This window comes from uncultured Marinobacter sp. (genome assembly GCF_963974375.1).
Classification (GTDB): Bacteria; Pseudomonadota; Gammaproteobacteria; order Pseudomonadales; family Oleiphilaceae; genus Marinobacter.
Genome location: NZ_CAXBDN010000029.1, coordinates 1 through 23,879 on the forward strand (window position 1 = coordinate 1; position 23,879 = coordinate 23,879).

27 protein-coding genes and 1 pseudogene are annotated in these 23,879 nt (G+C 59.1%); 12 read left to right on the plus strand and 16 right to left on the minus strand.

Annotated features, from left to right (window positions below):
• A partial coding sequence (locus AAC035_RS04150) for a GreA/GreB family elongation factor (protein ID WP_339800288.1) occupies positions 1-193 on the plus strand: 193 nt, incomplete at its 5' end.
• A 277-nt stretch (positions 194-470) separates the two neighbouring features.
• Positions 471-761: a hypothetical protein gene (locus AAC035_RS04155; RefSeq protein WP_339800292.1), complete on the plus strand. Its 291-nt coding sequence runs from the start codon at positions 471-473 to the stop codon at positions 759-761.
• On the opposite strand, the gene AAC035_RS04160 is transcribed toward AAC035_RS04155, so the two are convergent.
• From AAC035_RS04160 to ftsY, 8 genes are all read right to left on the minus strand, one after another.
• Positions 696-2,186: a HAMP domain-containing sensor histidine kinase gene (locus AAC035_RS04160; protein ID WP_339800295.1), complete on the minus strand. Its 1,491-nt coding sequence runs from the start codon at positions 2,184-2,186 to the stop codon at positions 696-698. The genes AAC035_RS04155 and AAC035_RS04160 overlap by 66 nt on opposite strands.
• Positions 2,173-2,853, minus strand: coding sequence for a response regulator transcription factor (locus tag AAC035_RS04165; protein WP_339800298.1), 681 nt, complete (start codon positions 2,851-2,853; stop codon positions 2,173-2,175). The genes AAC035_RS04160 and AAC035_RS04165 overlap by 14 nt, the downstream gene beginning before the upstream one ends.
• A gap of 115 nt (positions 2,854-2,968) precedes the next feature.
• The gene (gene hyi, locus AAC035_RS04170; RefSeq protein ID WP_339800301.1) at positions 2,969-3,739 is read right to left on the minus strand and encodes a hydroxypyruvate isomerase; all 771 of its coding nucleotides are present in this window, start codon (positions 3,737-3,739) and stop codon (positions 2,969-2,971) included.
• Positions 3,740-3,741: 2 nt separating this feature from the next.
• Positions 3,742-4,656 (minus strand): NAD(P)-dependent oxidoreductase, encoded by a 915-nt coding sequence (locus tag AAC035_RS04175; RefSeq protein ID WP_339800303.1) that lies wholly within the window; start codon positions 4,654-4,656, stop codon positions 3,742-3,744.
• Between the two features lie 122 nt (positions 4,657-4,778).
• Positions 4,779-5,639, minus strand: a complete 861-nt coding sequence (gene rpoH / locus AAC035_RS04180; RefSeq protein WP_339800306.1) for an RNA polymerase sigma factor RpoH — start codon at positions 5,637-5,639, stop codon at positions 4,779-4,781.
• Between the two features lie 233 nt (positions 5,640-5,872).
• Positions 5,873-6,970 (minus strand): permease-like cell division protein FtsX, encoded by a 1,098-nt coding sequence (gene ftsX / locus AAC035_RS04185; RefSeq protein WP_339800309.1) that lies wholly within the window; start codon positions 6,968-6,970, stop codon positions 5,873-5,875.
• Complete coding sequence (gene ftsE / locus AAC035_RS04190) at positions 6,967-7,632, minus strand: cell division ATP-binding protein FtsE (RefSeq protein WP_339800312.1); 666 nt, start codon at positions 7,630-7,632, stop codon at positions 6,967-6,969. The genes ftsX and ftsE overlap by 4 nt, the downstream gene beginning before the upstream one ends.
• A gap of 38 nt (positions 7,633-7,670) precedes the next feature.
• Entirely contained in the window at positions 7,671-8,912 is a 1,242-nt protein-coding gene (gene ftsY, locus AAC035_RS04195; protein WP_339800314.1) for a signal recognition particle-docking protein FtsY, read from the minus strand.
• Positions 8,913-9,154: 242 nt separating this feature from the next.
• On the opposite strand from ftsY, the gene rsmD reads away from it, so the two are divergent.
• Positions 9,155-9,808 carry a 16S rRNA (guanine(966)-N(2))-methyltransferase RsmD gene (rsmD, locus tag AAC035_RS04200; RefSeq protein WP_339800316.1) on the plus strand — a complete coding sequence of 218 codons (654 nt, stop codon included), beginning with the start codon at positions 9,155-9,157 and terminating at the stop codon, positions 9,806-9,808.
• A gap of 1 nt (position 9,809) precedes the next feature.
• Here the strand turns inward: rsmD and AAC035_RS04205 are convergent.
• Positions 9,810-10,909, minus strand: a pseudogene (locus AAC035_RS04205) (fatty acid desaturase).
• A gap of 136 nt (positions 10,910-11,045) precedes the next feature.
• On the opposite strand from AAC035_RS04205, the gene mutM reads away from it, so the two are divergent.
• The 5 genes from mutM to AAC035_RS04230 all read left to right on the plus strand — a co-directional run bounded on the left by mutM (position 11,046) and on the right by AAC035_RS04230 (position 15,802).
• Complete coding sequence (gene mutM / locus AAC035_RS04210) at positions 11,046-11,858, plus strand: bifunctional DNA-formamidopyrimidine glycosylase/DNA-(apurinic or apyrimidinic site) lyase (protein ID WP_339800319.1); 813 nt, start codon at positions 11,046-11,048, stop codon at positions 11,856-11,858.
• A 143-nt stretch (positions 11,859-12,001) separates the two neighbouring features.
• Entirely contained in the window at positions 12,002-12,709 is a 708-nt protein-coding gene (gene yrfG / locus AAC035_RS04215; RefSeq protein ID WP_339800322.1) for a GMP/IMP nucleotidase, read from the plus strand.
• Positions 12,710-12,742: 33 nt separating this feature from the next.
• A complete protein-coding gene (gene hslR, locus AAC035_RS04220; RefSeq protein WP_339800324.1) occupies positions 12,743-13,150 on the plus strand; it encodes a ribosome-associated heat shock protein Hsp15 in 408 nt (135 codons plus the stop codon).
• 81 nt (positions 13,151-13,231) lie between these two features.
• Positions 13,232-14,086 (plus strand): Hsp33 family molecular chaperone HslO, encoded by an 855-nt coding sequence (hslO, locus tag AAC035_RS04225; RefSeq protein WP_339800327.1) that lies wholly within the window; start codon positions 13,232-13,234, stop codon positions 14,084-14,086.
• Between the two features lie 183 nt (positions 14,087-14,269).
• The gene (locus tag AAC035_RS04230) at positions 14,270-15,802 is read left to right on the plus strand and encodes a phosphoenolpyruvate carboxykinase (protein WP_339800330.1); all 1,533 of its coding nucleotides are present in this window, start codon (positions 14,270-14,272) and stop codon (positions 15,800-15,802) included.
• A 107-nt stretch (positions 15,803-15,909) separates the two neighbouring features.
• On the opposite strand, the gene AAC035_RS04235 is transcribed toward AAC035_RS04230, so the two are convergent.
• From AAC035_RS04235 to gshB, 7 genes are read right to left on the minus strand one after another with little or no spacing between them, the layout of a single operon-like run.
• Positions 15,910-17,199, minus strand: coding sequence for a dihydroorotase (locus tag AAC035_RS04235; RefSeq protein ID WP_339800333.1), 1,290 nt, complete (start codon positions 17,197-17,199; stop codon positions 15,910-15,912).
• On the minus strand, positions 17,196-18,209 hold the full coding sequence (locus AAC035_RS04240) for an aspartate carbamoyltransferase catalytic subunit (protein ID WP_339800359.1): 1,014 nt from the start codon (positions 18,207-18,209) through the stop codon (positions 17,196-17,198). Before AAC035_RS04240 ends, AAC035_RS04235 begins: the two co-directional genes overlap by 4 nt.
• 26 nt (positions 18,210-18,235) lie before the next feature.
• Positions 18,236-18,745, minus strand: a complete 510-nt coding sequence (gene pyrR / locus AAC035_RS04245; protein WP_339800336.1) for a bifunctional pyr operon transcriptional regulator/uracil phosphoribosyltransferase PyrR — start codon at positions 18,743-18,745, stop codon at positions 18,236-18,238.
• Complete coding sequence (ruvX, locus tag AAC035_RS04250; protein WP_339800338.1) at positions 18,738-19,214, minus strand: Holliday junction resolvase RuvX; 477 nt, start codon at positions 19,212-19,214, stop codon at positions 18,738-18,740. Before ruvX ends, pyrR begins: the two co-directional genes overlap by 8 nt.
• Positions 19,207-19,809 carry a YqgE/AlgH family protein gene (locus AAC035_RS04255; protein WP_339800341.1) on the minus strand — a complete coding sequence of 201 codons (603 nt, stop codon included), beginning with the start codon at positions 19,807-19,809 and terminating at the stop codon, positions 19,207-19,209. Before AAC035_RS04255 ends, ruvX begins: the two co-directional genes overlap by 8 nt.
• Complete coding sequence (locus AAC035_RS04260) at positions 19,806-20,669, minus strand: energy transducer TonB (RefSeq protein ID WP_339800344.1); 864 nt, start codon at positions 20,667-20,669, stop codon at positions 19,806-19,808. Before AAC035_RS04260 ends, AAC035_RS04255 begins: the two co-directional genes overlap by 4 nt.
• A gap of 38 nt (positions 20,670-20,707) precedes the next feature.
• Entirely contained in the window at positions 20,708-21,655 is a 948-nt protein-coding gene (gene gshB, locus AAC035_RS04265; protein WP_339800347.1) for a glutathione synthase, read from the minus strand.
• A 292-nt stretch (positions 21,656-21,947) separates the two neighbouring features.
• Between gshB and pilG the strand changes: the two genes are divergently transcribed.
• From pilG to AAC035_RS04285, 4 genes are all read left to right on the plus strand, one after another.
• Positions 21,948-22,340, plus strand: a complete 393-nt coding sequence (pilG, locus tag AAC035_RS04270) for a twitching motility response regulator PilG (RefSeq protein WP_339800350.1) — start codon at positions 21,948-21,950, stop codon at positions 22,338-22,340.
• A 33-nt stretch (positions 22,341-22,373) separates the two neighbouring features.
• A complete protein-coding gene (gene pilH, locus AAC035_RS04275) occupies positions 22,374-22,736 on the plus strand; it encodes a twitching motility response regulator PilH (protein WP_339800353.1) in 363 nt (120 codons plus the stop codon).
• 20 nt (positions 22,737-22,756) lie between these two features.
• The gene (locus AAC035_RS04280; protein ID WP_339800354.1) at positions 22,757-23,302 is read left to right on the plus strand and encodes a chemotaxis protein CheW; all 546 of its coding nucleotides are present in this window, start codon (positions 22,757-22,759) and stop codon (positions 23,300-23,302) included.
• An 83-nt stretch (positions 23,303-23,385) separates the two neighbouring features.
• On the plus strand, positions 23,386-23,879 hold a 494-nt coding region (locus tag AAC035_RS04285), incomplete at its 3' end, for a type IV pili methyl-accepting chemotaxis transducer N-terminal domain-containing protein (RefSeq protein ID WP_339800357.1).

The following is a 23,879-nucleotide window of genomic DNA, read 5'->3' on the forward strand; positions in this document are numbered from 1 at the left end:
AGGTGAAAGCCGCCGATTCCGTATCGTTGGTTACGACGAACTGTCTCTCAGCAAGGATTACATTTCCATTGACTCGCCCATGGCCCGCGCCCTGCTCAAAAAACAGGTGGACGATGAAGCCACCGTTCAGACCCCGGGTGGCCTGGTCAGCTGGAGCATTGTGAGCATCCACTACGAGCAGTCAGCGCCATAAAAAAACCCCGCAATCAATGCGGGGTCAAGGCTAGCGCTGTGCTGGAGGGAGAAGCAGACGGGATGGTAGTCTGCTTCGCTACTGCAGGATCCATTATCCATATCAACTCTTAACCGGACGTGGCGAGGGAATGACAATTTGGTCAGATCCTGATCAATTTTGCCTTAGGTTGTATACTCTAACGCAGATCGCTAAGCTCCAGAAACTGTCCGATACCGCTTTTCATATCCCCGGCAGTGCCGCTCTGGACCTCTGTTGGCAATAACAGGATTGACTGATGAAAACCGAACGTTTAACCGAAAATGCCCTGCGCGGAGTAGATGTACTGGGGTTTCAGCTTGAGCGTCTGGGCGTCACCGACAAGGTGAACCGGCACAATCTGGCAGCTTTCCTGATGGCGCAACAGCACCACCTGGAAGGCGAATGGGAGAGTCTGCAGACCCGCATCGAACGAGCAAGAGCGAAAGCCGATCAAAAGCTGACACGAGTGGAGCAAAGTGACTCAGCTTTGCTGGCTCCCCTGGCCAGCAGGCTGAAACGACTCACCCGCTTCCAGATCCTTCGCTGAAACGGCGGGAACCGAACGGATTCTTTTGGCCCTGCCGGCCTCATATCGCGGCAGCTGGACCTGCACACACAGCCCGGGAAACTCAGCATCCGGGTGATGATCGCTCAGCTCAATCCGGGCCTGATGAATTTCCGCTACGGCGCTGACCAGACTCAGGCCCAGACCGTTACCGGGCAGTGACCGACTCTTGCCGACACGATAGAAGCGCTGGAAAACGTGGGGCTTTTCCGAATCCGGTACACCGATGCCAGAATCCGCCACTTCGAAAACCGCCATGTCATTACTGCCGAAAACCCGGACCTGAATCTTGCCCCTCTCAGGGGTGTACTTGATGGCGTTATCAATCAGATTACTGACCATCTGGAACAACAAATCCCGGTCGCCTTCCACAATCACCTGCTCATCGAGATTCTGGACAAAGGTCTGACATTTGTCCTCCGCCAGCGCTTCATACAACTCACAGGCGTCGCTGACCAGCAGTCCCAGCGAGACCCGCTTCATGTCGGCACTGTTGCCCCGGGTTTCCAGCCTGGCGATTCGCAGCAGTGCATTGAAGGTTGCCAGCAGCTGATCGGCTTCCGCCACCGCCCGGCCTGCCTGTTCCCGGGCCTCGTCGTTGTCCACCAGCATCAGTGTGGTTTCCAGCTGGTTACGCAGGCGGGTCAGTGGTGTCCGGAGGTCGTGGGCAATACTGTCAGAGACGTGGCGGATGCCTTCCATCAGGTACACGATCCGATCCAGCATCTGGTTGAGGTTATCAGCCAGCTGATCGAAATCGTCGTGGGTGCCCCGGGTTGGAATACGTTGTGACAGGTGACCGTTCATGATCTTGCGGGAGGTATTGTTGATGACCTCGATGCGGCGAGTCGTGCTGCGGCTCATCATGAAACCACCGAGCAGAGCCAGAGCCAGAGTAATGCCCATACCCCAGTTTATGGCGGTTTCGATCAGTTTCTTGAGGGTGTTGAGCTCATCCACATCCCGCCCCACCAGCAGACGCAGGCCGCCCTGTACTTCAAATATCCGGGCACGCGCCATCCGCGGTGGCCCACTCCAGCCGAGAGTTTCATCAAGAGTAAAGTTGATCCAGGTACCCTGGGACTGCGCCTCGACCGGCCAGGCATTGAGATTTCCCGCAAGGCGCAGGTAATCATCGGTGGTCAGCAGGTAAAGGGACTTGGCATTGGGATCGCGGGCAACCCGCTCACGAATAATCGTGATGAGGCCATTAACACCGCGCCCCCGGTATTGCTCCGCCAGCCCGGCAATTTCCGCCTCAATGGTTTCGTCGGTCTGCGCGGTCATGAAACCGGCTGTCCGCCAGTAAATGAACGCCAACAGAAGGAATACCGAGGTGGCAAAAACCACCATATACAGCAGGGCCAGCTGAAAGGTGGATGTTCTTAGCTGACTAAGCAGTCTCACGAAGCATGTACCCGGCGCCCCTTACTGTCTGCAGCAGCGGGGTCTCGAACTCCTTGTCAATTTTCGCTCGCAGGCGACTGATGTGAACATCAATGACGTTGGTTTGCGGATCGAAATGATAATCCCAGACCTTTTCCAGCAGCATGGTCCGGGTAACCACCTGGCCGGCGTTTCGCATGAGATATTCGAGCAGACGGAATTCCCGGGGCTGAACGTCGATACTATGGCCGGCTCGTTTGACGGTTCGTGCGAGCAGGTCCATCTCCAGGTCAGCCACCTTCAGCACCGTTTCGGTCTCGGCCGCCTGGCGATTACGGCGCACCAGGGACTCGATACGGGCCAGCAGCTCGGTGAACGAAAACGGCTTGGTGAGGTAGTCATCGCCACCACCGCGAAGACCTTCAACCCGGTCATCGACATCGCCAAGAGCACTGAGAATAAGCACCGGAACCTGATTGCCAGTAGCACGTACCGTTTTGATGATCGAAAGACCATCCATACCCGGCAACATGCGGTCTACGATCATAATGTCGTATTCCTCGCTGGCCGCCATCATCATGCCATCCTTGCCATCGGCCGCATGGTCGACCACGAAATCTGATTCTTTCAAACCTTTGACAAGGTAGTTTGCAACATCCTGATCGTCTTCGATTACCAGCGCTTTCACCGGTGTTCCTCCTGCGATACGGTTTGCATGAAGTCTGGCACCCAGAGTAAGGGCTGCCGTCATTTCCGGCCAGTTACGATCCTGTAAGAGGGTGTCGTGATTAACGACGCACAAATCAGGGCAGCCAGCCCAGCCCCTCTGATGTCCCGTTCAGCGGATGGTATTCGGCGCTGACCCAGCCACCATAGCCCATACGGTCCAGTGCATGGAATACCGCCGGGTAGTTTATCTCCCCGGTACCGGGTTCATGACGGCCCGGATTATCGGCAATCTGGATGTGACCGATTCGGGGGAGCAGCCGCTCCAGGGTCCGTATCAGATCGCCCTCCATAATCTGCATGTGGTAAATATCATACTGTAAATACAGGTTACTGGCGCCCACCTCATCCAGTACCGCCATAGCCCCGGTGGAGGAATCCACCAGAAAGCCCGGCATATCCACCTTCGAATTGATGGCCTCCAGACACAGATCGATGCCGTCCTCAGCCAGCTGTGCCGCCGCCCAGCGCAGGTTGTCGGTGAGAGTATCCCACAACAGCTGGTCAGCCACACCGTCAGGACGCAGACCTGCGAGGCAGTTCAGACGCCGGCAGCCCAGTACACCAGCGTAACGGCGGGCAAGTGTGACACCTTCCCGGAATTCGGCGACCCGGTCGGGCAGACAGGCGATGCCTCTCTCGCCCGCTGGCCAGTTGCCGGGAGGCAGGTTGAACAATACCTGAGTCAGGCCATGGGCAGTCAGTCGATCCCGCAGCTGATCCGCCGGCCACTGATAAGGAAACAGATATTCGACGCCGTCAAAGCCAGCGGCCCGGGCGGCCGCAAAACGCTCCATAAACGGCAATTCGGTGAACAGCAGGGTCAGGTTAGCGGCAAAGCGCGGCACGATCAGCGCTCCCGCTCAGCCGGTGCCGGCTTGCCACCACCCAGGCGGACACCGTTCAGGTGTTCCAGTTCCAGCAGCAAACCACTGTGATCAACCTCACCATGACCGTTGGCCAGCAAGGAAAGGTAGCTGTGATGAACCTGCCGGGCGAGGGGCAGGGTGAGGTTTTCAGCGCGGGCCTCGTCCAGAATCATGCCCAGATCCTTGAGCTGGATACGAGCCGGCGCACCGGGCGTGAAGTCCCGCTCAATCATCCGCTGACCGTGCTGTTCCAGAATACGGCTGCTGGCAAAGCCCCCCATCAGCGCCTCCCGAACCGCCCCCGGATCAGCACCGCCTTTGGCTGCCAGTAACAGGGCCTCGGATACCGCGCCTATGGTAATACCGACAATGGCCTGGTTTGCCAGCTTGGCCAGTTGCCCCGCGCCCACGGGACCAATATGGGTCACCTTGCCCATGACTTCCAGCAGCGATCGGACGCGATTGAGGTGCTCCACACTGCCGCCGGCCATAATACTCAGGGTCGCCGATGCGGCTCCACGGGTGCCGCCGGACACAGGCGCATCCAGATAACCGGCGCCCTGCCCGGCAGCAAGTTCACCATGGTGCCGGGCAAGCGCCGGTTGTACCGAACTCATGTCGATAAGCACACTGCCCTTGCCCAGAGCTGTCAACGCGCCCTGGGCCACCAGCACCTCTTCCACGACAGTGCCGTTCTCGAGCATGGTGATCACGACATCGGCTCCGGTTACCGCCTCCACCGGGGTTTCCGAGAGAGTCGCCCTGGCGGCAAACGGCTCACACTTGGCACGGGTACGATTCCAGAGTGACATCGGGTAGCCGGCGGACAACAGATTGTCGACCATGGGCGCGCCCATCAGACCAATCCCGAGAAAGGCAATGCGTGGCAGCGTCACAGGTCAGATCTCCTCATCCGGTTTCAGATTCTGCTAGTTTTCAAAGCACCAACGAAAACGCCACCGACTGTTGGCAGCAGGTGGCGTTCTCTTCGGTAACAGGTTCAACCTTGGCCAGGAACTTACGCGGCCTCTGTCATCCTGCTACGGATTTTTTTCATGGCGTTCTTTTCAAGCTGACGGATGCGCTCCGCAGAGACACCATATTTGTCCGCCAGTTCGTGCAGGGTGGACTTGCTGTCGGTCAGCCAGCGCTCCCGCAGGATATCCTGACTGCGCTCATCCAGCTCGGTCAAAGCTTCCATCAGACGACCGTTGGAATCGTCGGTCCAATCAGACTGTTCAAGCTGACGGGCCGGGTCACTGCGATGGTCTTCCAGATAATAAGCCGGTGCCTGATAGGCGTTGTCGTCGTCATCGTCCATAGGGCCATCAAAGGAGGTGTCATGGGAAGCCAGCCGGCCCTCCATCTCACGCACCACTTTTGGCTCCACTCCGAGATCACTGGCTACCGCATTGAGCTCATCATGACTCAGCCAGCCAAGGCGCTTCTTCTGACTACGCAGATTGAAAAACAGTTTGCGCTGGGACTTGGTGGTGGCCACCTTCACGATCCGCCAGTTACGGAGGATGAACTCGTGGATCTCGGCCTTGATCCAGTGTACGGCAAACGAAACCAGACGAACGCCATACTCCGGGTTGTAGCGCTTCACCGCCTTCATCAGGCCAACGTTACCTTCCTGGATCAGATCCGCCTGAGCCAGGCCATAGCCCGAATAACTGCGGGCAATATGAATAACAAAACGCAAATGGGAAAGCACCAGTGATCGCGCAGCGTCCACGTCACCATCGTAGTAAAGGCGCTCGCCAAGCTCGCGCTCTTCTTCGACAGTCAGTACCGGAATGCGAGCAGCCGCCTGTACATAGGCCTCCAGGTTGGCACCCGGGACCAATCGATCAGCTAACTGTAAACTCGTGCCCATGTATTTCCTCCGCACTTGACGACCCGTCAATATAGCAATTTACTATCAGACAGCCAAGTTTTGAATAAGTTCCCGATATCAACCGGCCATTGAAGTCCGGTCAGCACCAGCAAGCAGGTCAGTGCACGCTCCGTTTTGTGCACGCGCCAATCCATATCCCAGCATAACACAATTAGGTCATACGCAAGGGTTCCGCCAATAGCGGTTGATTACGATCAGGAAAGCTATCCGGCTCACGCCATTTCCGCCGGATCAATATCGTCCAGATGCCGTCGTACCGCAAGCCAGGCACCCAGCCAGCCCAGCACCACCGCCATTGCCAGCAGGCCAAGAACGCCATCAAACGGCAGCCCCGACAGGCGAAACTCACTGTTGTACAGCGAGGCCAACCGACTGACGGGTCCGTTGAGCCACCACAGGGACAGCTGCAGAATCAGCAGCGCCACAACGCCGCCACCCAGACCGTACCAGGCCCCGGTATACAGGAAAGGCCGACGCACGAAAGCATCTGTTCCGCCCACCAGTTTCGCCACCAGAATTTCATCCCGGCGATTTTCAATGGCCAGACGAATGGTATTGCCAATCACCAGCATCACTGCCGCTGCCAGCAACACCGTCAGCACCCAGACGCCCTGGGCGATCACCTCGGTCAGGGCCGCCAGCCGCTGCAACCACCCCAGATCCACCTGAACTCTGGCGGCCAGATCATAATCCGCCAGTTCAGCCGCAAGCCGATCGACACCGTCTGCATTGCGGTCGGCATCCACCGGTGTTACCAGAAAAGTATGAGGTAGCGGGTTGTCATCCAGATAGTCCAGGGCGTCGGTCAACCCGGAGGACGCCCGGAACTCTGCCAGCGCTTCATCCTTGTGAATCCAGACAACCTCGGCAACCGCCGGGCTGTCCAGAATTTCAGCCCTGAGCGTGTCGGCCTGGCTGTCGGTTACGGCATCTTCGAGGTAAACCGTTACCCGCGCTGCACTTTCCCAGCCGGTACTGATGCCCTGCAGGCTGACCAGCAATAACATCAGGCCAACCGGCAGGGCCAGCGCGATTCCCATCACCGACCAGGTCATCAGCGTCGAAATCGGAGCCTGCCACAGGCGCTGGGCGCTGTCCCTGGCCACTTTGAGGTGGTGGGCACGGTAACCGGTCAGCAACGTTTTCAGGGAGCGCCGGGATTTACCGGCGCCGGCCCCGGCGCCCCGCCCCGCAGCTTTCCCGCCGACCTTTGCGGCGCCTTGCCTGCCCCCTCGGCCAGAGGGGTTTTCGGCTAGCCGTCCTGCGCCCCGTGGCGGGGAGCCTTTTGGCTCAGATCCGCGGGTACTCATTGCACGCCCTCTTCTGCCAGCTGGCCCTGATCAAGAATCAGACGACGGCGTCCCATGGACTCAATCAGCGCAATGTCGTGAGTGGCGATGAGCACGGTCACCCCCACCTGACTGAATTGTTCGAACAGATGCATGATGTCTGCAGAGAGCTGCGGATCCAGGTTACCGGTAGGCTCATCCGCCAGCAGCACCGGGGGTTTGTTGACCACGGCACGGGCAATTCCGACCCGCTGTTGCTCACCGCCAGACAGCTGTACCGGGTTCATCTTTTCCTTGCTGAGCAGTCCGACTTTATCCAGCGCCGCACGTACCCGGCGGCCGATATCCTGATGAGAAACGCCCATGACTTCCAGCGGCATGGCGACATTATCGAAAACAGTGCGATCAAACAGTAACTGGTGATTCTGGAATACCGCTCCGATATGCCGGCGAATATAAGGAATCTGCCGCCGCGGCATGGTGTTCAGCAGGCGCCCTCCCACCATCACCTTGCCGGCCGTAGGCCGCTCCATCAGAAGGATCAGCTTGAGAAGGGTGCTTTTGCCGGCACCGGAGTGCCCGGTCAGAAAAGCCAGTTCGCCCCGCTCAAGACCAAAACTGACATGACGCAGTGCCGTGTGGTCACTGTCGTAACGCTTGGTAACCTGCTGAAATTCGATCATCGGAGAAGCTTACTCCCTGGCTCCCGACTGTGACGCCATTACTGGTCGTCAAACAGGGCATCTACAAAGGTGGCCGGCTCGAAGGGGCGCAGATCCTCTACCTGCTCACCGACACCGATGTACCGGATGGGCAAGTCCAGCTGGCGGGCTATAGCGAATACAATACCACCCTTGGCGGTACCATCCAGCTTGGTCAGGGTGATACCGCTGACGCCGACGGCCTGCTGGAATACCTGAGCCTGACTGAGGGCGTTCTGGCCGGTACCGGCATCCAGCACCAGCATGACCTCATGGGGCGCGGTATCGTCCAGCTTCTTCATGACCCGGACCACCTTTTCGAGCTCGCCCATCAGGTTATCCTTGTTCTGCAGCCGGCCGGCGGTATCCGCGATCAGAATATCGATACCGCGGGCCTTGGCGGCCTGCACGGCATCGAATATCACAGAGGCACTGTCCGCACCGGTATGCTGGGCAATCACCGGCACCTTGTTACGCTCACCCCAGACCTGGAGCTGTTCCACCGCCGCTGCCCGGAAGGTATCACCTGCCGCCAGCATGACCGAATGGCCCTCGCTCTGAAACTGCCGGGCAAGCTTGCCGATGGTGGTGGTTTTGCCAACCCCGTTCACCCCAACCATAAGCAGCACCCAGGGGGTTTTGCTGCGATCAATTTTCAGTGGTTCAGCGCTGGTCGCCAACAACGCGCTCAGATCAGCTTTCAGCGCTGTGCGCAGGGCTGTGCCATCTTTCAACTGGCTGCGATTCAGTTTTTCGGTCAGCGAGTCAATAATCTCGGTGGTGGCAGTGACACCCACATCGGCCATCAGCAAGGTAGTTTCGACCTCTTCCAGCAGGTCCGCGTCTACTTTCTTGCCGGCCACGAACAGGCCAGACAGCCCGCCACCAAGACTGGCGCGGGTTTTACCCAGGCCCTGACGAATCCTCTGGAAGACACTGATTCTGACTTCTGGCTCTGGCTCTGGCTCTGGCTCTGGCTCTGGCTCTGGCTCTGGCTCTGGCTCTGGAACAGCTTCGACCCGTGGCTCGGGCTCAGCAACAGGCGGCGGTGCGACGGCCGGGGATACCGCTGCCGCATCGGCATCCGCCTTTGCTTCAACCGCCGCTGGCAGAGGCTCCGGTGGCGCGGCTGCCGGTTCTTCAGGCTTACGCGGGACGACTGGCCGGGGCCGGGGCAGCGCCGCGCGGCGGCTGGCCACATCCAGCACAAATCCAAGTACAAGAAGTACCAACAGGCCGATAAGAATCCACTCTGCCATCATTTGTCATACCATTTATCAAAAAGGAAGGTGCGGGGGCGCCAACGGACAGCGGCATCCCTGTTAGCCGGATAGACCCCGGAAATGCCACGGCGGTCAGGAAAGCGTTCATTCTAGCGACTGGCAGGGGCGAGGTACAAACCCGTCTTACCGCAGGCGCCTGTTTCCGCTAAGATAGCGCAGCGTCCCGGCCCGTTCAGCGCCAGCAACGGCACTGATTTCAACCGCTAGTCCCGAGTCCAGCTATGGCACCCCGCAAACCTGCACGCTCTGTAAAATCCAACACCCCGGTCAACCGCCAACGTACCGGCAAGGCCGCGTCCGATTCAGCGGGCGGGGAGCTGAGGATTATCGGGGGCGAATGGCGCAGCAGGGTACTGCGGTTTCCGGACGCCGGCGGTGTTCGCCCGACCCCTTCCCGAATCCGCGAAACGCTGTTCAACTGGCTTAACTACCATCTGGCGGGCAGTCGTTGCCTGGATCTGTTCGCCGGCAGTGGCGCCCTTGGCATGGAAGCACTGTCCCGCGGAGCGGCTCACACTGTGCTGGTGGACCACACCCCTGCCCTGGCCCGGGCGCTGGCCAGCAATCTCACGCTGCTGGGCAGCACCAGGGGGGAGGTCCGCTGTCAGCCGGTTGAGCAGCTTTTGACGCAGCCGCCGGAACAGCCTTTCAACATCCTGTTCATGGATCCGCCGTTTCGGCAGGGCTGGCTGGAACGCCTGATTCCGCTGCTCGAGACTCACCAATGGGTGCTGCCCGGCAGCTGGATCTACATGGAATACGAGAGTGAGCGACAAGCACCCGCAGTGCCAGAGAACTGGCACCTGCACCGCAGCAAAACGGCGGGGCAGGTTACCTACGCGCTCTACCGGATCCAGCCCCTGCAGCAGGACTGAGTCAGGCCGGCCGCAGGGAATAGGACCGCAGATGAGCGGCGAAGTCTTCCAGATAACGGATACCACTGGCCTCCGCATCACGGCACCAGATCATCAAGGCGTCCAGCTTCTCCTGGGGCTTGAGACCGCGGCGACGCCACAGGGCCTGCAATTCGTGGCTTTTGTCGTAAATCTGCTTCAGCACCGCATGCTTCTCAAGCACCTGATCCAGATGATCCCGATCCACCGGCTGAATCAGTGACTCCTCGCGGGACAGCAGTTTCTTCAGCCGACGATAGCGGGGACGGATTTCGTCATCCAGCAGTGACCGTTGCTGGCGCAGCACCGGCTCCATCACGCGCTTGCGATACTGACGCATGATATCAAACCGATTGTTGGCGATCGCCTGCACGGTGTCCACGTCCATTTCCCGCTTGCCGGGTACCCAGTGCGCAATGGGCTTGTAGCCTTTCGGCCTGAGGAATTCGGATAGGTGTGGTGGTTGTTGTGCAGTTCCTCACCACCGATCAGAAAGGCCAGCGGGAAGATATTGCGGGCATTGTCACTGCACTCGTAATTGCGGTAACCCATCCAGTGACCGACACCGTTGACCACGCCCGCCGCCCAGATCGGAATCCACATCATCTGAATGGCCCAGATCCAGATACCGTGAACACCAAAGAGCATCAGATTGATCACCGCCATCAGGGCGATGCCGAGATTGCGATGACGGGTATACAGGTTGCGCTCGATCCAGTCCTGCGGGGTCCGCTGGCCAAAGCGCTCCAGGGTTTCCGGCGTGGTCGCTTCCGCGTAAAGTTCAGCACCTTCAAACAGCACCTTGCGAATGCCCTTGATCACCGGACTGTGGGGATCGTTCTCGGTTTCGCAGGTAGCGTGATGCTTGCGGTGGATCGCGGTCCATTCGCGGGTATTGATACTCGTGGTCAGCCACAGCCAGAACCGGAAAAAGTGCTTCAGTACCGGGTGCAGATCCAGCGAATTATGGGCAGAATGGCGATGAAGGTAGAGCGTGACGCTGACGATAGTGATATGCGTCAGCAGAAACGTGACCAGTATTAACTGGGTGACGGATAGACCCAGCAGGCCGTTGTACCACATAGAAAATTCCTCAAAACTCTGGCAGCAGACAGTGCTGTCGGAAAGCACAGACAGACATCACTTTAGCGTACACCTGTACGCCAGACAACAGGGTTTAACCTGAGGTTCGTTACCGTTTTATCATTCGGAGTAGGCTGTGCCCGAATTACCGGAAGTTGAAACCACGCGGCGTGGCATTGCGCCCCACTGCGAAGGCAAAATTGTTGCTGCACTGACCGTTAGAGATGCCAGGCTGCGGTGGCCGGTTCCTGCCGATCTGCCGCAGCGAATCGAGGGCCAGGTCCTGCTGGAAGCCGACCGTCGCGCCAAATACCTGTTGCTGCGCTTTACCGCCGGCGCGGTGATTGTCCATCTCGGCATGTCAGGAAGTCTGCGGGTCATTACGGATCAGTCGGCGCCACTGAAGCACGATCATATTGAACTGTCCTTCACTGACGGTACCTTGCTGCGCTTCAATGATCCCCGGCGATTTGGCTGCTGGCTGTGGAGCGAACAACCGGAACAGCATCCACTGCTGGCCGCACTGGGACCTGAGCCCCTGTCCGCAGAATTCAATGGCCCGTACCTTTGGCGAAAATCCCGGGGCCGGCAAACGCCGGTAAAATCCTTTCTGATGGACAACCACAATGTGGTTGGGGTGGGCAACATCTATGCCAACGAAGCCCTGTTCAAGGCCGGCATTCACCCTACCCGGGCAGCGGGACGTATCAGTGCCGCACGCTATAATCAGCTTTGCATCCACATCAGGGAAACCCTCAGCGCAGCCATTCTTCTGGGCGGCACCACCTTGCGGGATTTTGTGAACAGCGACGGCAAGCCGGGTTACTTCGCCCAGTCGTTGCTGGTCTATGGCCGGGGCGGCCTGCCCTGCACCAGTTGTACCCGGGTGTTGCGGGAAATCCGGATGAACCAGCGAACCACCGTTTACTGCCCGGTTTGCCAGCGCTGAGGGCCTGCATCCATTCCCGGGGTGCCCCTTTGAATGGTCACGAAACCACTTGCGGCCGTCAGCAAACTGCGTCAGCCTGCTATTTAATCACTCACTGTGCGAAGTCGTGCCTTCGCACCAGCATGCACTCTTCAGGCTGCCTTATGATTGACTGGTCCCGTGCTGAAACCGTGTTTCTCGATATGGACGGAACACTGCTGGATCTGCATTTTGACAACCATTTCTGGCTTGAGCATCTGCCCCGGCGCTATGCCGAGGCCAACCGGCTGGATCCCGATGAAGCCAGGACACTGATCCTGACCATGATCCAGGCGGAGCGAGGCACCCTGAACTGGTACTGCACTGACTACTGGAGCGACCGGCTCAGCCTTGATATTACAAGACTCAAAGCCGAAGTTGGCGACCGGATTGCCTGGCGGCCCCATGTTCAGGACTTTCTGGCAGCCCTGCGGCGAAATCGGTTCCGCACGGTCATTCTGACCAATTGTCACCCCGACCCGTTGCGGCTGAAACTGGATCGGACCGGCCTCGACACCTACGTCGACGATATTGTTTCGAGCCACGACCTGGGGGCCGCCAAGGAGGACCAGCTGTTCTGGCAGAACCTGCGTCAACGGGATCCCTACCACCCCGAGTCCGCCCTGATGGTCGACGACAGCTTTCCGGTACTTGAGTCAGCGCTGCGGGCCGGCATCGGCCAGTGCCTTGCCATCCTCGAACCTGACAGCCAGCAGCCCGCCCGGGCGCCTCACCCGAGCCTGCCCTCGACACGGCATTTCGATGAAATCCTGCCGACCCTGCACATGCAAGGCTTGCACCCGACTGCCATCCGCCGGCGAGGAACGGTATAATGACCGCAGATATTCAGGCGTGAGCGAGCACAGATGAGTTCAGCGGGTTCTGACAACGGCCAGGTTCGCCTCGACAAGTGGCTCTGGGCGGCACGTTTCTACAAGACCCGGGCCTTGGCCAAAGAAGCCATTGAAGGTGGCAAGGTCCATTACAACGATCAGCGTTGCAAGCCCGGAAAAGCCGTGGAAACCGGCGCCCGCCTGAAACTTCGCAAAGGCTGGCAGGAACAGACCATCATTGTAGACGGCATCAGTGACCGTCGGCGCGGGGCACCGGAAGCTCAGGCCCTTTATCACGAAACCGAAGACAGTGTCCGTAAACGGGAAGATATGGCCTGGCAGCGCAAGACCATGATGGCCGCGCAACTGCCACCCGCCCGCCGGCCGTCCAAAAAAGACCGCCGGGTCTTGCAGAAATTCCGGGATGAACAAGGCGTCTGAACCCGCCTGCAATGTCGCTCAATCATCCCTTGGCCAATTATTCTCGTATAGAGCCCCGACCTCAGACACAGGAGACAACTGTTGGCATCTACCGATCAGTTTCACAAGTTTTTATTTGAAAACAGTCAGATTCGGGGCGCCTGGGTCAAGCTTACCGCCAGTTATCAGGAAATCACCGGGCAGGCACCCTATCCGATGATCATTCGTCAGTTATTGGGCGAATCCCTGGCTGCCAGCGTATTAATGAGCAGCACACTCAAATTCAAGGGTACACTGTCCATTCAGGCCAGCGGCGACGGCCCCATGTCGACCCTGATGACCGAGTGCAGTGAAGACCGCCGCATCCGGGGCCTGGCACGATTTGACGAGAAAGCGGCCAGCGCCGGTGGCATCAACGAATTGCTGGGCAAGGGGCGCATGGCCATTACCATTACGCCGGATCAGGGTCAGCGTTATCAGGGTGTGGTGCCACGGGAGGCAGACAGCCTCGCAGGCTGCCTTGAAGAATATTTCGAGCGCTCAGAACAGATTGCCACCCGGCTGTTCCTGTTTGCGGATGAGGAGCAGAGCGCGGGCCTGCTACTTCAGCGGCTTCCCGGCGCCACTGACGAAGATAACGAACTCTGGGAACGGGTAGAGCATCTGGCGGCCACCATTACTGCCGAGGAATTGCTGGAACTGGACAGCCAGACCGTATTGCACCGGCTGTTTCATGAAGAAGATGTCCGGTTGTTTGATGCCGAGCCGGTGATCTTCCAGTGCAGCTGCAGCCGGGAGCGAACACTGGCCGCCCTGGAAGCCATCGGCCGCGACGAGTGTTACAGCATTCTGGACGAACTGGGCAGTATTGAAATGGACTGCCAGTTCTGTCACGCCCAATACCGTTTTCAGCGGGTAGATATCGACCAGTTATTCACCGGTCATACCCTGCACTGAATCCGTACACATGCCCGGAAAGCCAGTCATGGCGGGCTTTCCGGACTTATCGTTTTTTGCAGGCGCGTCTGGCATAATAGCGCGCCTGAATTGATCCGATTGTTCATAAATCCGCCAACCCTGTAGCCACTGCGGTTACCGGCGGCCGGAGCAATCACAAGACACCCTGAGGGCGAGGTCGAAGTGAGCACAACCTATAAAGATCTGAGCTCAGCACGATTGGTCGAGCTGGCACTGGAAAGACATGAAGGTCAATTGGCCGCTAATGGTTCGCTGGTCGTAAAGACCGGCAAACGAACCGGCCGTTCACCGATGGATCGGTACATCGTTCAGGAGCCGAGCACTGCGGACGACATCCACTGGGGGCCGATCAACCGGCCTTTCGACCCGGACCGTTTCGACGCCCTGTGGGACCGTGTCGACAGCTACCTCGCGTCGAAAGAACATTTCCTGTCTCACGTTCACGTTGGCGCCGATCCCAAGCATTACCTGCCGGTTCGCATGTCCACGGAAACCGCCTGGCAGAATCTGTTTGGCCGCAATCTGTTTATCCGGCCCGACAGTTACAATCCCGCCAGCAAGGACGAGTGGCAGATCCTCAATGCCGCCAACTTCGAATGTGTGCCGGAGCGTGACGGCACCAACAGCGATGGCTGCGTCATCATCAACTTTGCCAAGCGCAAGGTCCTGCTCGCCGGCATGCACTACGCCGGAGAGATGAAAAAGGCGATGTTCTCGGTACAGAACTTCCTGCTGCCCGCCAGTGATGTGCTGCCGATGCATTGCTCTGCCAACGTTGGTGACAACGGCGAAACCTGCCTGTTCTTTGGCCTGTCCGGCACCGGCAAGACCACCCTGTCGGCGGACCCTGACCGCTTCCTGATCGGTGATGACGAGCACGGCTGGGGCCCCGGCACCGTGTTCAACATCGAAGGTGGCTGCTACGCCAAGTGCATCGACCTGAGTCAGAAGAACGAGCCGATTATCTGGGATGCAATCCGCTTCGGCGCCATTGTTGAGAACGTCACCATTGACCAGGATACCCGCGAGCCGGATTACACCGATGTATCGCTGACCGAAAACTCCCGCTGCGCCTACCCGCTGGAGCACGTCGAAAAGCGCGTTCTGGAGAATCTGGCGGGGGAACCCTCAGCCATCGTTTTCCTGACCTGCGACATGACCGGTGTCCTGCCGCCCGTGTCCATTCTCAGCAAGGAAGCCGCTGCCTATCACTTCCTGAGTGGTTACACAGCACTGGTGGGGTCTACCGAGATGGGCTCTTCTTCGAAGCTGAAGTCCACTTTCTCCACCTGTTTCGGCGCGCCGTTCTTCCCACGTCCTGCCGGGGTCTATGCCGAACTGCTGATGAAGCGGATGGATGCGTTCGGTAGCAAGGTGTTCCTGGTAAACACCGGCTGGACCGGCGGTCCCCACGGTGTCGGCAAGCGCTTCAGCATTCCCACCACCCGCGCCATCATCAGCGCCATTCAGAACGGTGCGCTGGATAATGTCAGCAGTGAGCATCTGCCGGATCTGAACCTGTCAGTCCCCACCGAAGTACCGGGTGTGGACAGCAATCTGCTGAACCCGCGCAATACCTGGTCGGACAAGGCCGAGTATGACGCCAAGGCAAAGGATCTGATCACTCAGTTTGTGGAGAACTTCAGGAAGTTTGAAGTATCGGATGCCATCGTGGCCGCCGGCCCGAAGCTCTGATCCGTCAGCTGTTGCCGACACAAAAACCCCGGGCTGCAAACCCGGGGGTTTTTTCTGTGGGTACGGCGTGTAGCGGCGCCGCCCCAGATGGGCGAGAGCCGGTGTTGTCAGCCCCGGGACCAGGCCAGCCGGCCACCACAGACTGTGTGGTGATTGACCCCCGCCAGAGGCGCTGCGGCAATCGGCACGTGCAGTCCTCTGGACCTGAGCGCCTCTGGCGTAGCCAGCCAGACTTCGTCCAGATTCCAGACACTGAAATCCGCCAGCGCTCCGACGTCAAGACCACTGCTGAGCCCCAGCACAGCGGCAGGACCGCGGGTCAGCCCCCGCACCAGCGCCGCCAGACTCAGCTCTCCCCGTTGCACCAGCATCAGACCCATTGAAAACACGCTCTCAACGGTCGACATGCCGGCCGCCGTAACCCCTACCGGCGCCAGTTTGGAGGCGGAATCATCGGGCCGGTGCTGACTGACAATGGCATCGATGATTCCGGATTCGACGCCCGCCAGCAACGCCTTGCGATCGGCTTCCGAACGCAGCGGCGGCACCACATGGTAACGGCTGTCGAAGCCGGACAGCGCCTCATCGGTAAACATCAGCTGGTGCATGGCGACATCGGCCGTCACGGCAACACCACGAGCCTTTGCTTCCGCGATCATTGCCACGCTGCGGCCGCAGGACAACTGGCCCAGATGCAGGCGTACCCCGGTTTCCTCCGCCAGCAGCAGCATCTCCATAACGGCCGCGGTTTCCGCCACTTCGGGAACACCCAGCAAGCCCAGACGCGCCGCCACCGGGCCATCGTGGGCGTATCCGTCTGCTGCCAGGGCCTGATTCACCGGCTGCAGCATCAGGGTCAGCCCGAACGTTTGCGCATAGGCCATACAGCGGCGCAGGATCCGGGCGTTGGCCAGGGGCCGGGAACCATTACTGAAAGCCACACAACCAGCGGTTTTCAGACCCACCATATCGCTGAGCAATTCCCCTTCCAGGCTCCGGGTGGCCGCCCCCAGGGGCAGCACCCGGATACCGGAACGGACTCGCGCGGTATCGCGGATCAGATGGGTAACCGCGCCGGAATCGTTGACCGGAGATGTATCCGGAGACGCACAGACGGTCGTAAAACCACCGTGGGCAGCGGCCAGCGTTTCCGACTGAATGTTGCCCTTCTGGCCATTCCCGGGCTCCCTCAGATTACAGCTCAGATCAATAAAGCCGGGCAGGATCAGGGCACCACGGGCATCCAGTACGCCATCGCCCGCAACAGCAGAATCCGGTGCCCGGTTGATCTCTGCAACACGCTCACCGGCAATGCCCAGTGAGATAGTCTCCTCCAGCAGGTCACCGGTGGCACTCAGCATCCGGCCATTGATAATACGTGAAATGTAAGGATTCACTCACCGGCCTCCTGCTGCTGACGACTGGCCCGCTCGGCAACCTGACCACTCATTGCCATGGACATCACCGCCATCCGGATCGCAATGCCGTTGGTCACCTGGCTCAGGATGACCGACTGGGGACCGTCGGCCACCGCTGATTCAATTTCCACGCCCCGGTTGATGGGGCCCGGATGCATGACGATGCAGTCCGGCTTCGCCAACATCAGTTTTTCAGTATCCAGTCCGTAAAGCCGGTAGAACTCCCGCTCACTGGGCAGCAGGGCCCCTTCCATTCGCTCCCTTTGCAGACGCAGCATAATGACCACATCCAGATCCCTCATACCCTTGTTCATGTCGTATTCCACGGTGCAGCCAAGACTCTGGACATCCGCCGGCAACAGGGTGCCTGGAGCAATCAGCCGGACCTCTTCCACACCGAGTGTATGCAGGGCACGAATCTGGGAACGGGCCACCCGGGAATGCAGAATGTCGCCAACAATGGCCACCCTGAGACCCTCGAACGAGCCCTTGTTCTGGCGGATGGTCAGCATGTCGAGCATCGCCTGGGTCGGATGGGCGTGGCGACCGTCGCCGGCGTTGATAATGGCTACGCCCGGGGTCACGGACTCGGCGATGAAGTGAGGCGCCCCGCTCTGGGAATGGCGCACCACAAACATATCACTGGCCATGGCCTCAAGATTAAGCAGGGTGTCTGAGAGAGATTCGCCCTTCGAGGTAGCCGACGTATTGATATCAAGATTGAGGACGTCGGCGGAAAGCCTCTTGGCTGCCAGCTCAAAGGTACTACGGGTGCGAGTACTGGACTCGAAAAACAGATTGACCACGGTACGCCCACGTAGCAGCGGCACTTTCTTGATGGCCCGCTCACCCACTTCAATGAAGGAATCCGCCGTATCAAGAATATCCGTGAGCAACCCCCGGCCGAGGCCATCGAGGGTCAGAAAATGCCGAAGCTGACCGTCTGCGGTCAGCTGAAGCTTGCGGGAGGCACGATCGTGGGCGCTCATGGCCAGGGGTTCATCGTGGCCTGATGTCATTGCGCCACCTCCCGCAGCTCAATGGCCAGTGGTTCCGGGCCGGTCAGCTTGACCCTCTGGTGCGGGGGCAACTCCAGCCGGTGGCCCGTCACATCAGGCTGCACCGGCAGCTCCCTGGCACCCAGATCCAGCAGGGTTACCAGAGTGATGGAGCTGGGCCGGCCATAGTCAAACAGCTCGTTCATGGCGGCGCGAATGGTGCGACCACTCATGATGACATCATCCACCAGGACGATGTCCTGGTCTTCGGTTTCAAACGGCAGATGGGAGGGCGTCACCCGGGGGTTCAGGCCGATGCGGCTGAAATCGTCGCGATAGAACGAGATGTCCAGCTCACCGGGCTCATCCGGCAGACCTAGACGCCGGTAGAGCTCCCTGGCTATCCAGACCCCGCCGGTGCGAATCCCCACCAGCACCGGCTGATCGATACCCCGACTCTGCAAATGCTGACGCAACCCGGACTCCAGCCGGTCCAGTAACGGAGAAACCTGAGGTAAGTCAGTCATAGTGGTTACATCTGCCTCCGGGCAATAAGTGAGAAGATCTGGAACGCTGATCATTGAACCAGCTCTCGAGGATCAGGACCGCAGCCAGGTCATCGACGCCGTGACGACCGAAATCACTGCTGCCGCCAGCGGCAAGGGCGACTTCTTTGGCCTCCACACTGCTGAGGCGCTCATCCATCATGTCGACGGGCAGATGAAAGCGACCATGGATACGCTTGCCAAACTTGCGGGCACGGGCGCACAGATCACTCTCGCTGCCATCCATATTCAATGGCAGGCCCACCACCACCAGATCCGGGCGCCATTCATTCAGCAATGCTTCAATGGCGGCCCAGTCCGGCACCCCATCTCTGGCAGGAATCATCGATACCGGGCGGGCGCTGCCGAGCATTTCCTGGCCCCAGGCCACACCGATACGCCGCAGCCCGAAGTCAAATGCCAGCACCTGCCGCTGACCGGATTCAGGCATGGCCCACCGACTGATCCAGCTGGCTGACATCGACACCCATCAGGCGGAGCACGGCATCGTATCGTTCCTGCCAGGGGGTATCAAAAAGAATGGCCGTGTCGGCCTCACAAGTAAGCCAGGCGTTACCGGACAGCTCTTCTTCCAGCTGTCCGTCACCCCAGCCGGAATAGCCCAGCGCCACCAGAAACCGTTCCGGCCCTTCATCACGGCCAATGGCTTCAAGCACATCTCTCGAGGTGGTCACATCGACCTGATCGCTGACCTGGGAGGTGTGTTGCCAGGTCCGTGCCGGTGGATGCAACACAAACCCCCGTTCCTGCTGCACCGGCCCCCCGCCAAACACCGGAATTTCCAGATGGCCGCCGTCCATATCCAGCTGTTCCAGGATTTCACCAAGAGAAACATCCAGAGGCTGGTTGATCATCACCCCGAACGCGCCGTCCTTGCTGTGATCACACAGGTAGACGATGCTGCCGTGAAAACGCCGGTCAGCAAGCCAGGGTGACGCTACCAGAAAATGATTGGCGAGGCTTTCGCCGCGCTCACCCGGTGCGCCGCCGGTTTTGTTTCCGGGCTGGCGGGTGCTATCACTCATCCTGACGACAACCCACGACGCTGGAATGACCAGGTTCGAATAATTTCAAGCTCATCGGTTTCTTCCCGCATTTCGTCCGGAAACGGAGCAAACGGAGCGGCCATGCGCACGATACGTATGGCGGCATCGTCCAGTACCGGGCTTCCGGAAGATTCCAGAATACTTACCTGTTTAATAGTACCGTCCTTACGCAAGGATACCAGCATCCTCAGGTCACCATAAATGCTTCGCTCGCGTGCTTCCGGCGGGTAATTGAGATTACCCACCCGCGTCACCCGGGACACCCAGTCCTGCACATACCAGGCGTTGGACGACTGCAGCGTGGAGGCGGCCGTTATACGGGTCACCCGCGGCCGGCGGGCATAGGCCTGGCGCTGGGCATCCAGGCGCGCTTCCAGGCTTGCGATCTCGAGACTGCGCTCCATCAGGCTACGCCGCTCGGCCACCGGCAGTTGCTCTTCAGGGGGCTGTTCCGCCGGTCGACTGTCCGGGGCGCGTTGCTGGCTGGGGGCAACGGTCTGCACCAGCTCACGCTCCGGATCCGCCGGTGGTTCATTCACCGCCGGCGGTTCTGGCTGCACCTGATCTATAACGGGCGCGTTCACCTCGGCCATCTCGGGGCTGGTCTGCTCCAGGCGTTCCTCTTCACTGCCACTGCCCTGCTGACTGGTCTGGGCCAGAAAGTCTGCGTCGTCCGGGGCCTCGTCATCGAACCGGGACAGGGTGATCTCCATGGTCTGGGCACTGGCCTGGGGCGATTCCGGGGCGAACGTGATACCCAGCAGGAGCACAGCATGGAGCACCAGCGCCATGAAGATCGTGAATGTGAGGCGATCGGTCGCCGTAACCTGGACTGCCATGCAAAAACCTTCCCTGAATTACTCCACTGAGTCCGTCATTATCCCAGACGTCGCTCAATCGCATCCATGAGCTGACCCGCAATATCAATGTCGAAGGCCGCATCCAGTTCCCGGACACAAGTGGGGCTGGTCACGTTAATTTCCGTCAGATAGTCACCAATTACATCGATACCGACAAAAATGAGGCCTTTTTCCTTCAGGACCGGCGCCACTGCAGCGCAGATTTCCCGATCCCGGGCGGTCAGCTCCCGGCCCTCGCCACGGCCACCGGCGGCGAGATTGCCACGATTCTCGCCAGCCGACGGAATTCTCGCCAGGGCGTAGGGGACCGGCTCGCCGTCAATCAACAGGATGCGCTTGTCACCCTCGGCGATCTCCGGAATGAACTTCTGGGCCATGCATTGATGCTCGCCATTGCTGGTGAGGGTCTCGATAATCACGCCCAGATTGAAATCATTTTCCCGGATCCGGAAGATGGACTTGCCACCCATGCCATCCACCGGCTTCATGATCACATCACGGTGCTCTGCATAGAATGCCCGCAGGCGCTGCGCAGACCGCGTCACGATCAGCGGTGGTGTGCACTCCGTAAACCGGGTGGCGAACAGCTTTTCATTGCAGTCCCGCAGCGCCTGGGTCGGATTGACCACCAGCGCGCCCTGGCGCTCTGCGGCTTCAAGGATATAGGTAGCCATCAGAAATTCGCGGTCCACCGGGGGATCCTTGCGCATCAGGATGACATCGAGATCGCCCAGCGCGATATCGGCCTCGCGCCCGAAGCTGTACCAGTCATCCGGATTCATCCGCACGTCCAGCGCCCTTACCCGGGCCCGGGCCTCGCCGTCGGCCACATAGAGGTCCGGCAATTCCATGTACTCTACCGACCAGCCACGCTCACGGGCAGCCCAGAGCATGGCCAGAGAGGTATCTTTCTTGAAATGGATATCTTCGATCGGATCCATCACTACACCGATTCGGACTGTCATGGCGCCTCACTCAGCTTGATCATCGAAAAACAGGAACCCGTCAACAGAGCATACGCTTTAAACAGTGCTATGCTGTGATGACGAATGGTATTGCACCTGCCAGCGGATTGCACCTGATCCGTTGCCTTGCCGGGCACTTCCGCGGGCCGGGTACAATCCGTCACACGAATAAACTTTGTCACAGGTCACGAATATCCTATAAATAGAGGGGCTTGATAGAACACCTTCAAATAGTGTGTTAAAAAGCCACTCTCTGAACAATGACACTCGCAGAGCGCAAGGCAGTTGCACAATGGATGACAACTTCGAAAACCTGAAAATCATGGTGATTGACGACAGCAAGACCATTCGTCGCACCGCAGAGACGCTCCTCAAGAAAGTTGGCTGCGAGGTAATCACCGCGACCGATGGCTTCGATGCGCTCGCCAAGATAGCCGATACCCACCCGGACATCATCTTTGTCGATATCATGATGCCCCGGCTGGACGGCTACCAGACCTGCGCTCTGATCAAGAACAACTCTGCGTTCCGCAAGACGCCGGTCATCATGCTGTCCTCCAAGGATGGGCTTTTTGACAAGGCGAAAGGGCGCATAGTGGGTTCAGACCAATACCTGACCAAACCGTTCAGCAAAGATGAGCTGCTCAGCACTATTCGCCAGTATGTTCCACAGGCGGAACAGTAAAAGCCATCCCAGCATAGAATCATCGAGGACACCATGGCCCGAATTCTGATCGTTGACGACTCCCCGACAGAAATTAAGAAAATCTCCACCATCCTGGAAAAGCACAAACACCAGGTACTGACGGCCGACAATGGCGCCGATGGCGTTGCCATGGCCAGAGCCGAGAACCCCGACCTGGTCCTGATGGATGTTGTGATGCCCGGCCTGAACGGCTTCCAGGCCACCCGCCAGCTGACCCGTGCTCCGGAAACCGCCTCAATTCCGGTGGTTATTGTCACCACCAAGGATCAGGAGACTGACCGGGTATGGGGCACTCGCCAGGGCGCAAAAGGCTATCTGGTCAAGCCGGTCAACGAAAGTGATCTTATCAGCACGATCAATAGCCTCGTTTCCTGACTGATGCCCGTGGAGTAAGCATGTCTGAGCAGGCCGCCCCCTTTGCCGTATTGACGGATATCGCCCGGCGAAGCCGGTCACTGGCTACCGGCCTGCCGGAACAGCAGGAGGCCGTCTCGTTATGGAACGGCATCGGCTTCACCCTGGCAGGCCAGCGTTTTGTTGCGCCCATGGGTGAAGTGGTGGAAATCCTCCATGTGCCCAGATACACCCATATCCCCGGCGTTCGCCCGTTCATGCTTGGCGCCGCCAATGTCCGCGGACGACTGCTGCCGGTTATCGATCTGGCACAGTTTTTCGGCCTGCCCAGACTCCCCCGCAGCACCCGCGACAAGCGCGTCCTGATTGTTGAAAAAGACGATCTGTTCAGCGGTCTGGTGGTGGATGACGTAGCCGGCATGCAGTATTTCGCCATGGACAGTTTCCAGCCGGAAGGCGGAGATGTAGCCGAGGCCATTCAGCCGTTTGTCCAGGGAGGCTACGTCCGGGACGACGAAATCTGGAACGTGTTCTCAACTTTCGCGCTTATCGATGATGAGCACTTTCTGGATGTGTCACAGTGGTAGTGTTAACGGCCGTACCGGCACCGCCTGGCCGTCATACCCGCAGAACCTAATCAGCCAAAAAAAGAAGAGGCCGGGAGCCAAAGATGAAAAACAAAGCCGGAAGATTCAGCATGGGACAGGGTGCCAACAAGCTTGTTGCCGGCCTGATCGCAGCGCTGATCGCACTCACCGTGCTGCTCGTAGTGGTCCTGTTCATGATCAACAGGGACAGCCGCAACGATCAGGAATACATTGCACACGCCAGTGAGCTCAGGGTTCTGTCGCAGGAAATCGCCAGTAACGCCACAGAAGCAGCGGCCGGCACCCCGGAAGCCTTCGATCAGCTGCAGCGCAGCCGCAACGAATTTGCCCGCCTGTGGGGCTTCATTCTTGAGGGTAACCCCGCTACCGGACTGCCCGCCAGCAGCCTGGCGTCAGAAAGCGCCGTTCAGCAGCGCTGGGAAGTTGTTCGCAACAGTGCCGACAGCATCGTAACCACACAGGATGCGGTACTCAGTCTGCACGAAGTGGCACGCACCCTCAACGAAACCATCCCCCGGCTTCAGGTTGAATACAACGACATCGTTCAGGTACTGCT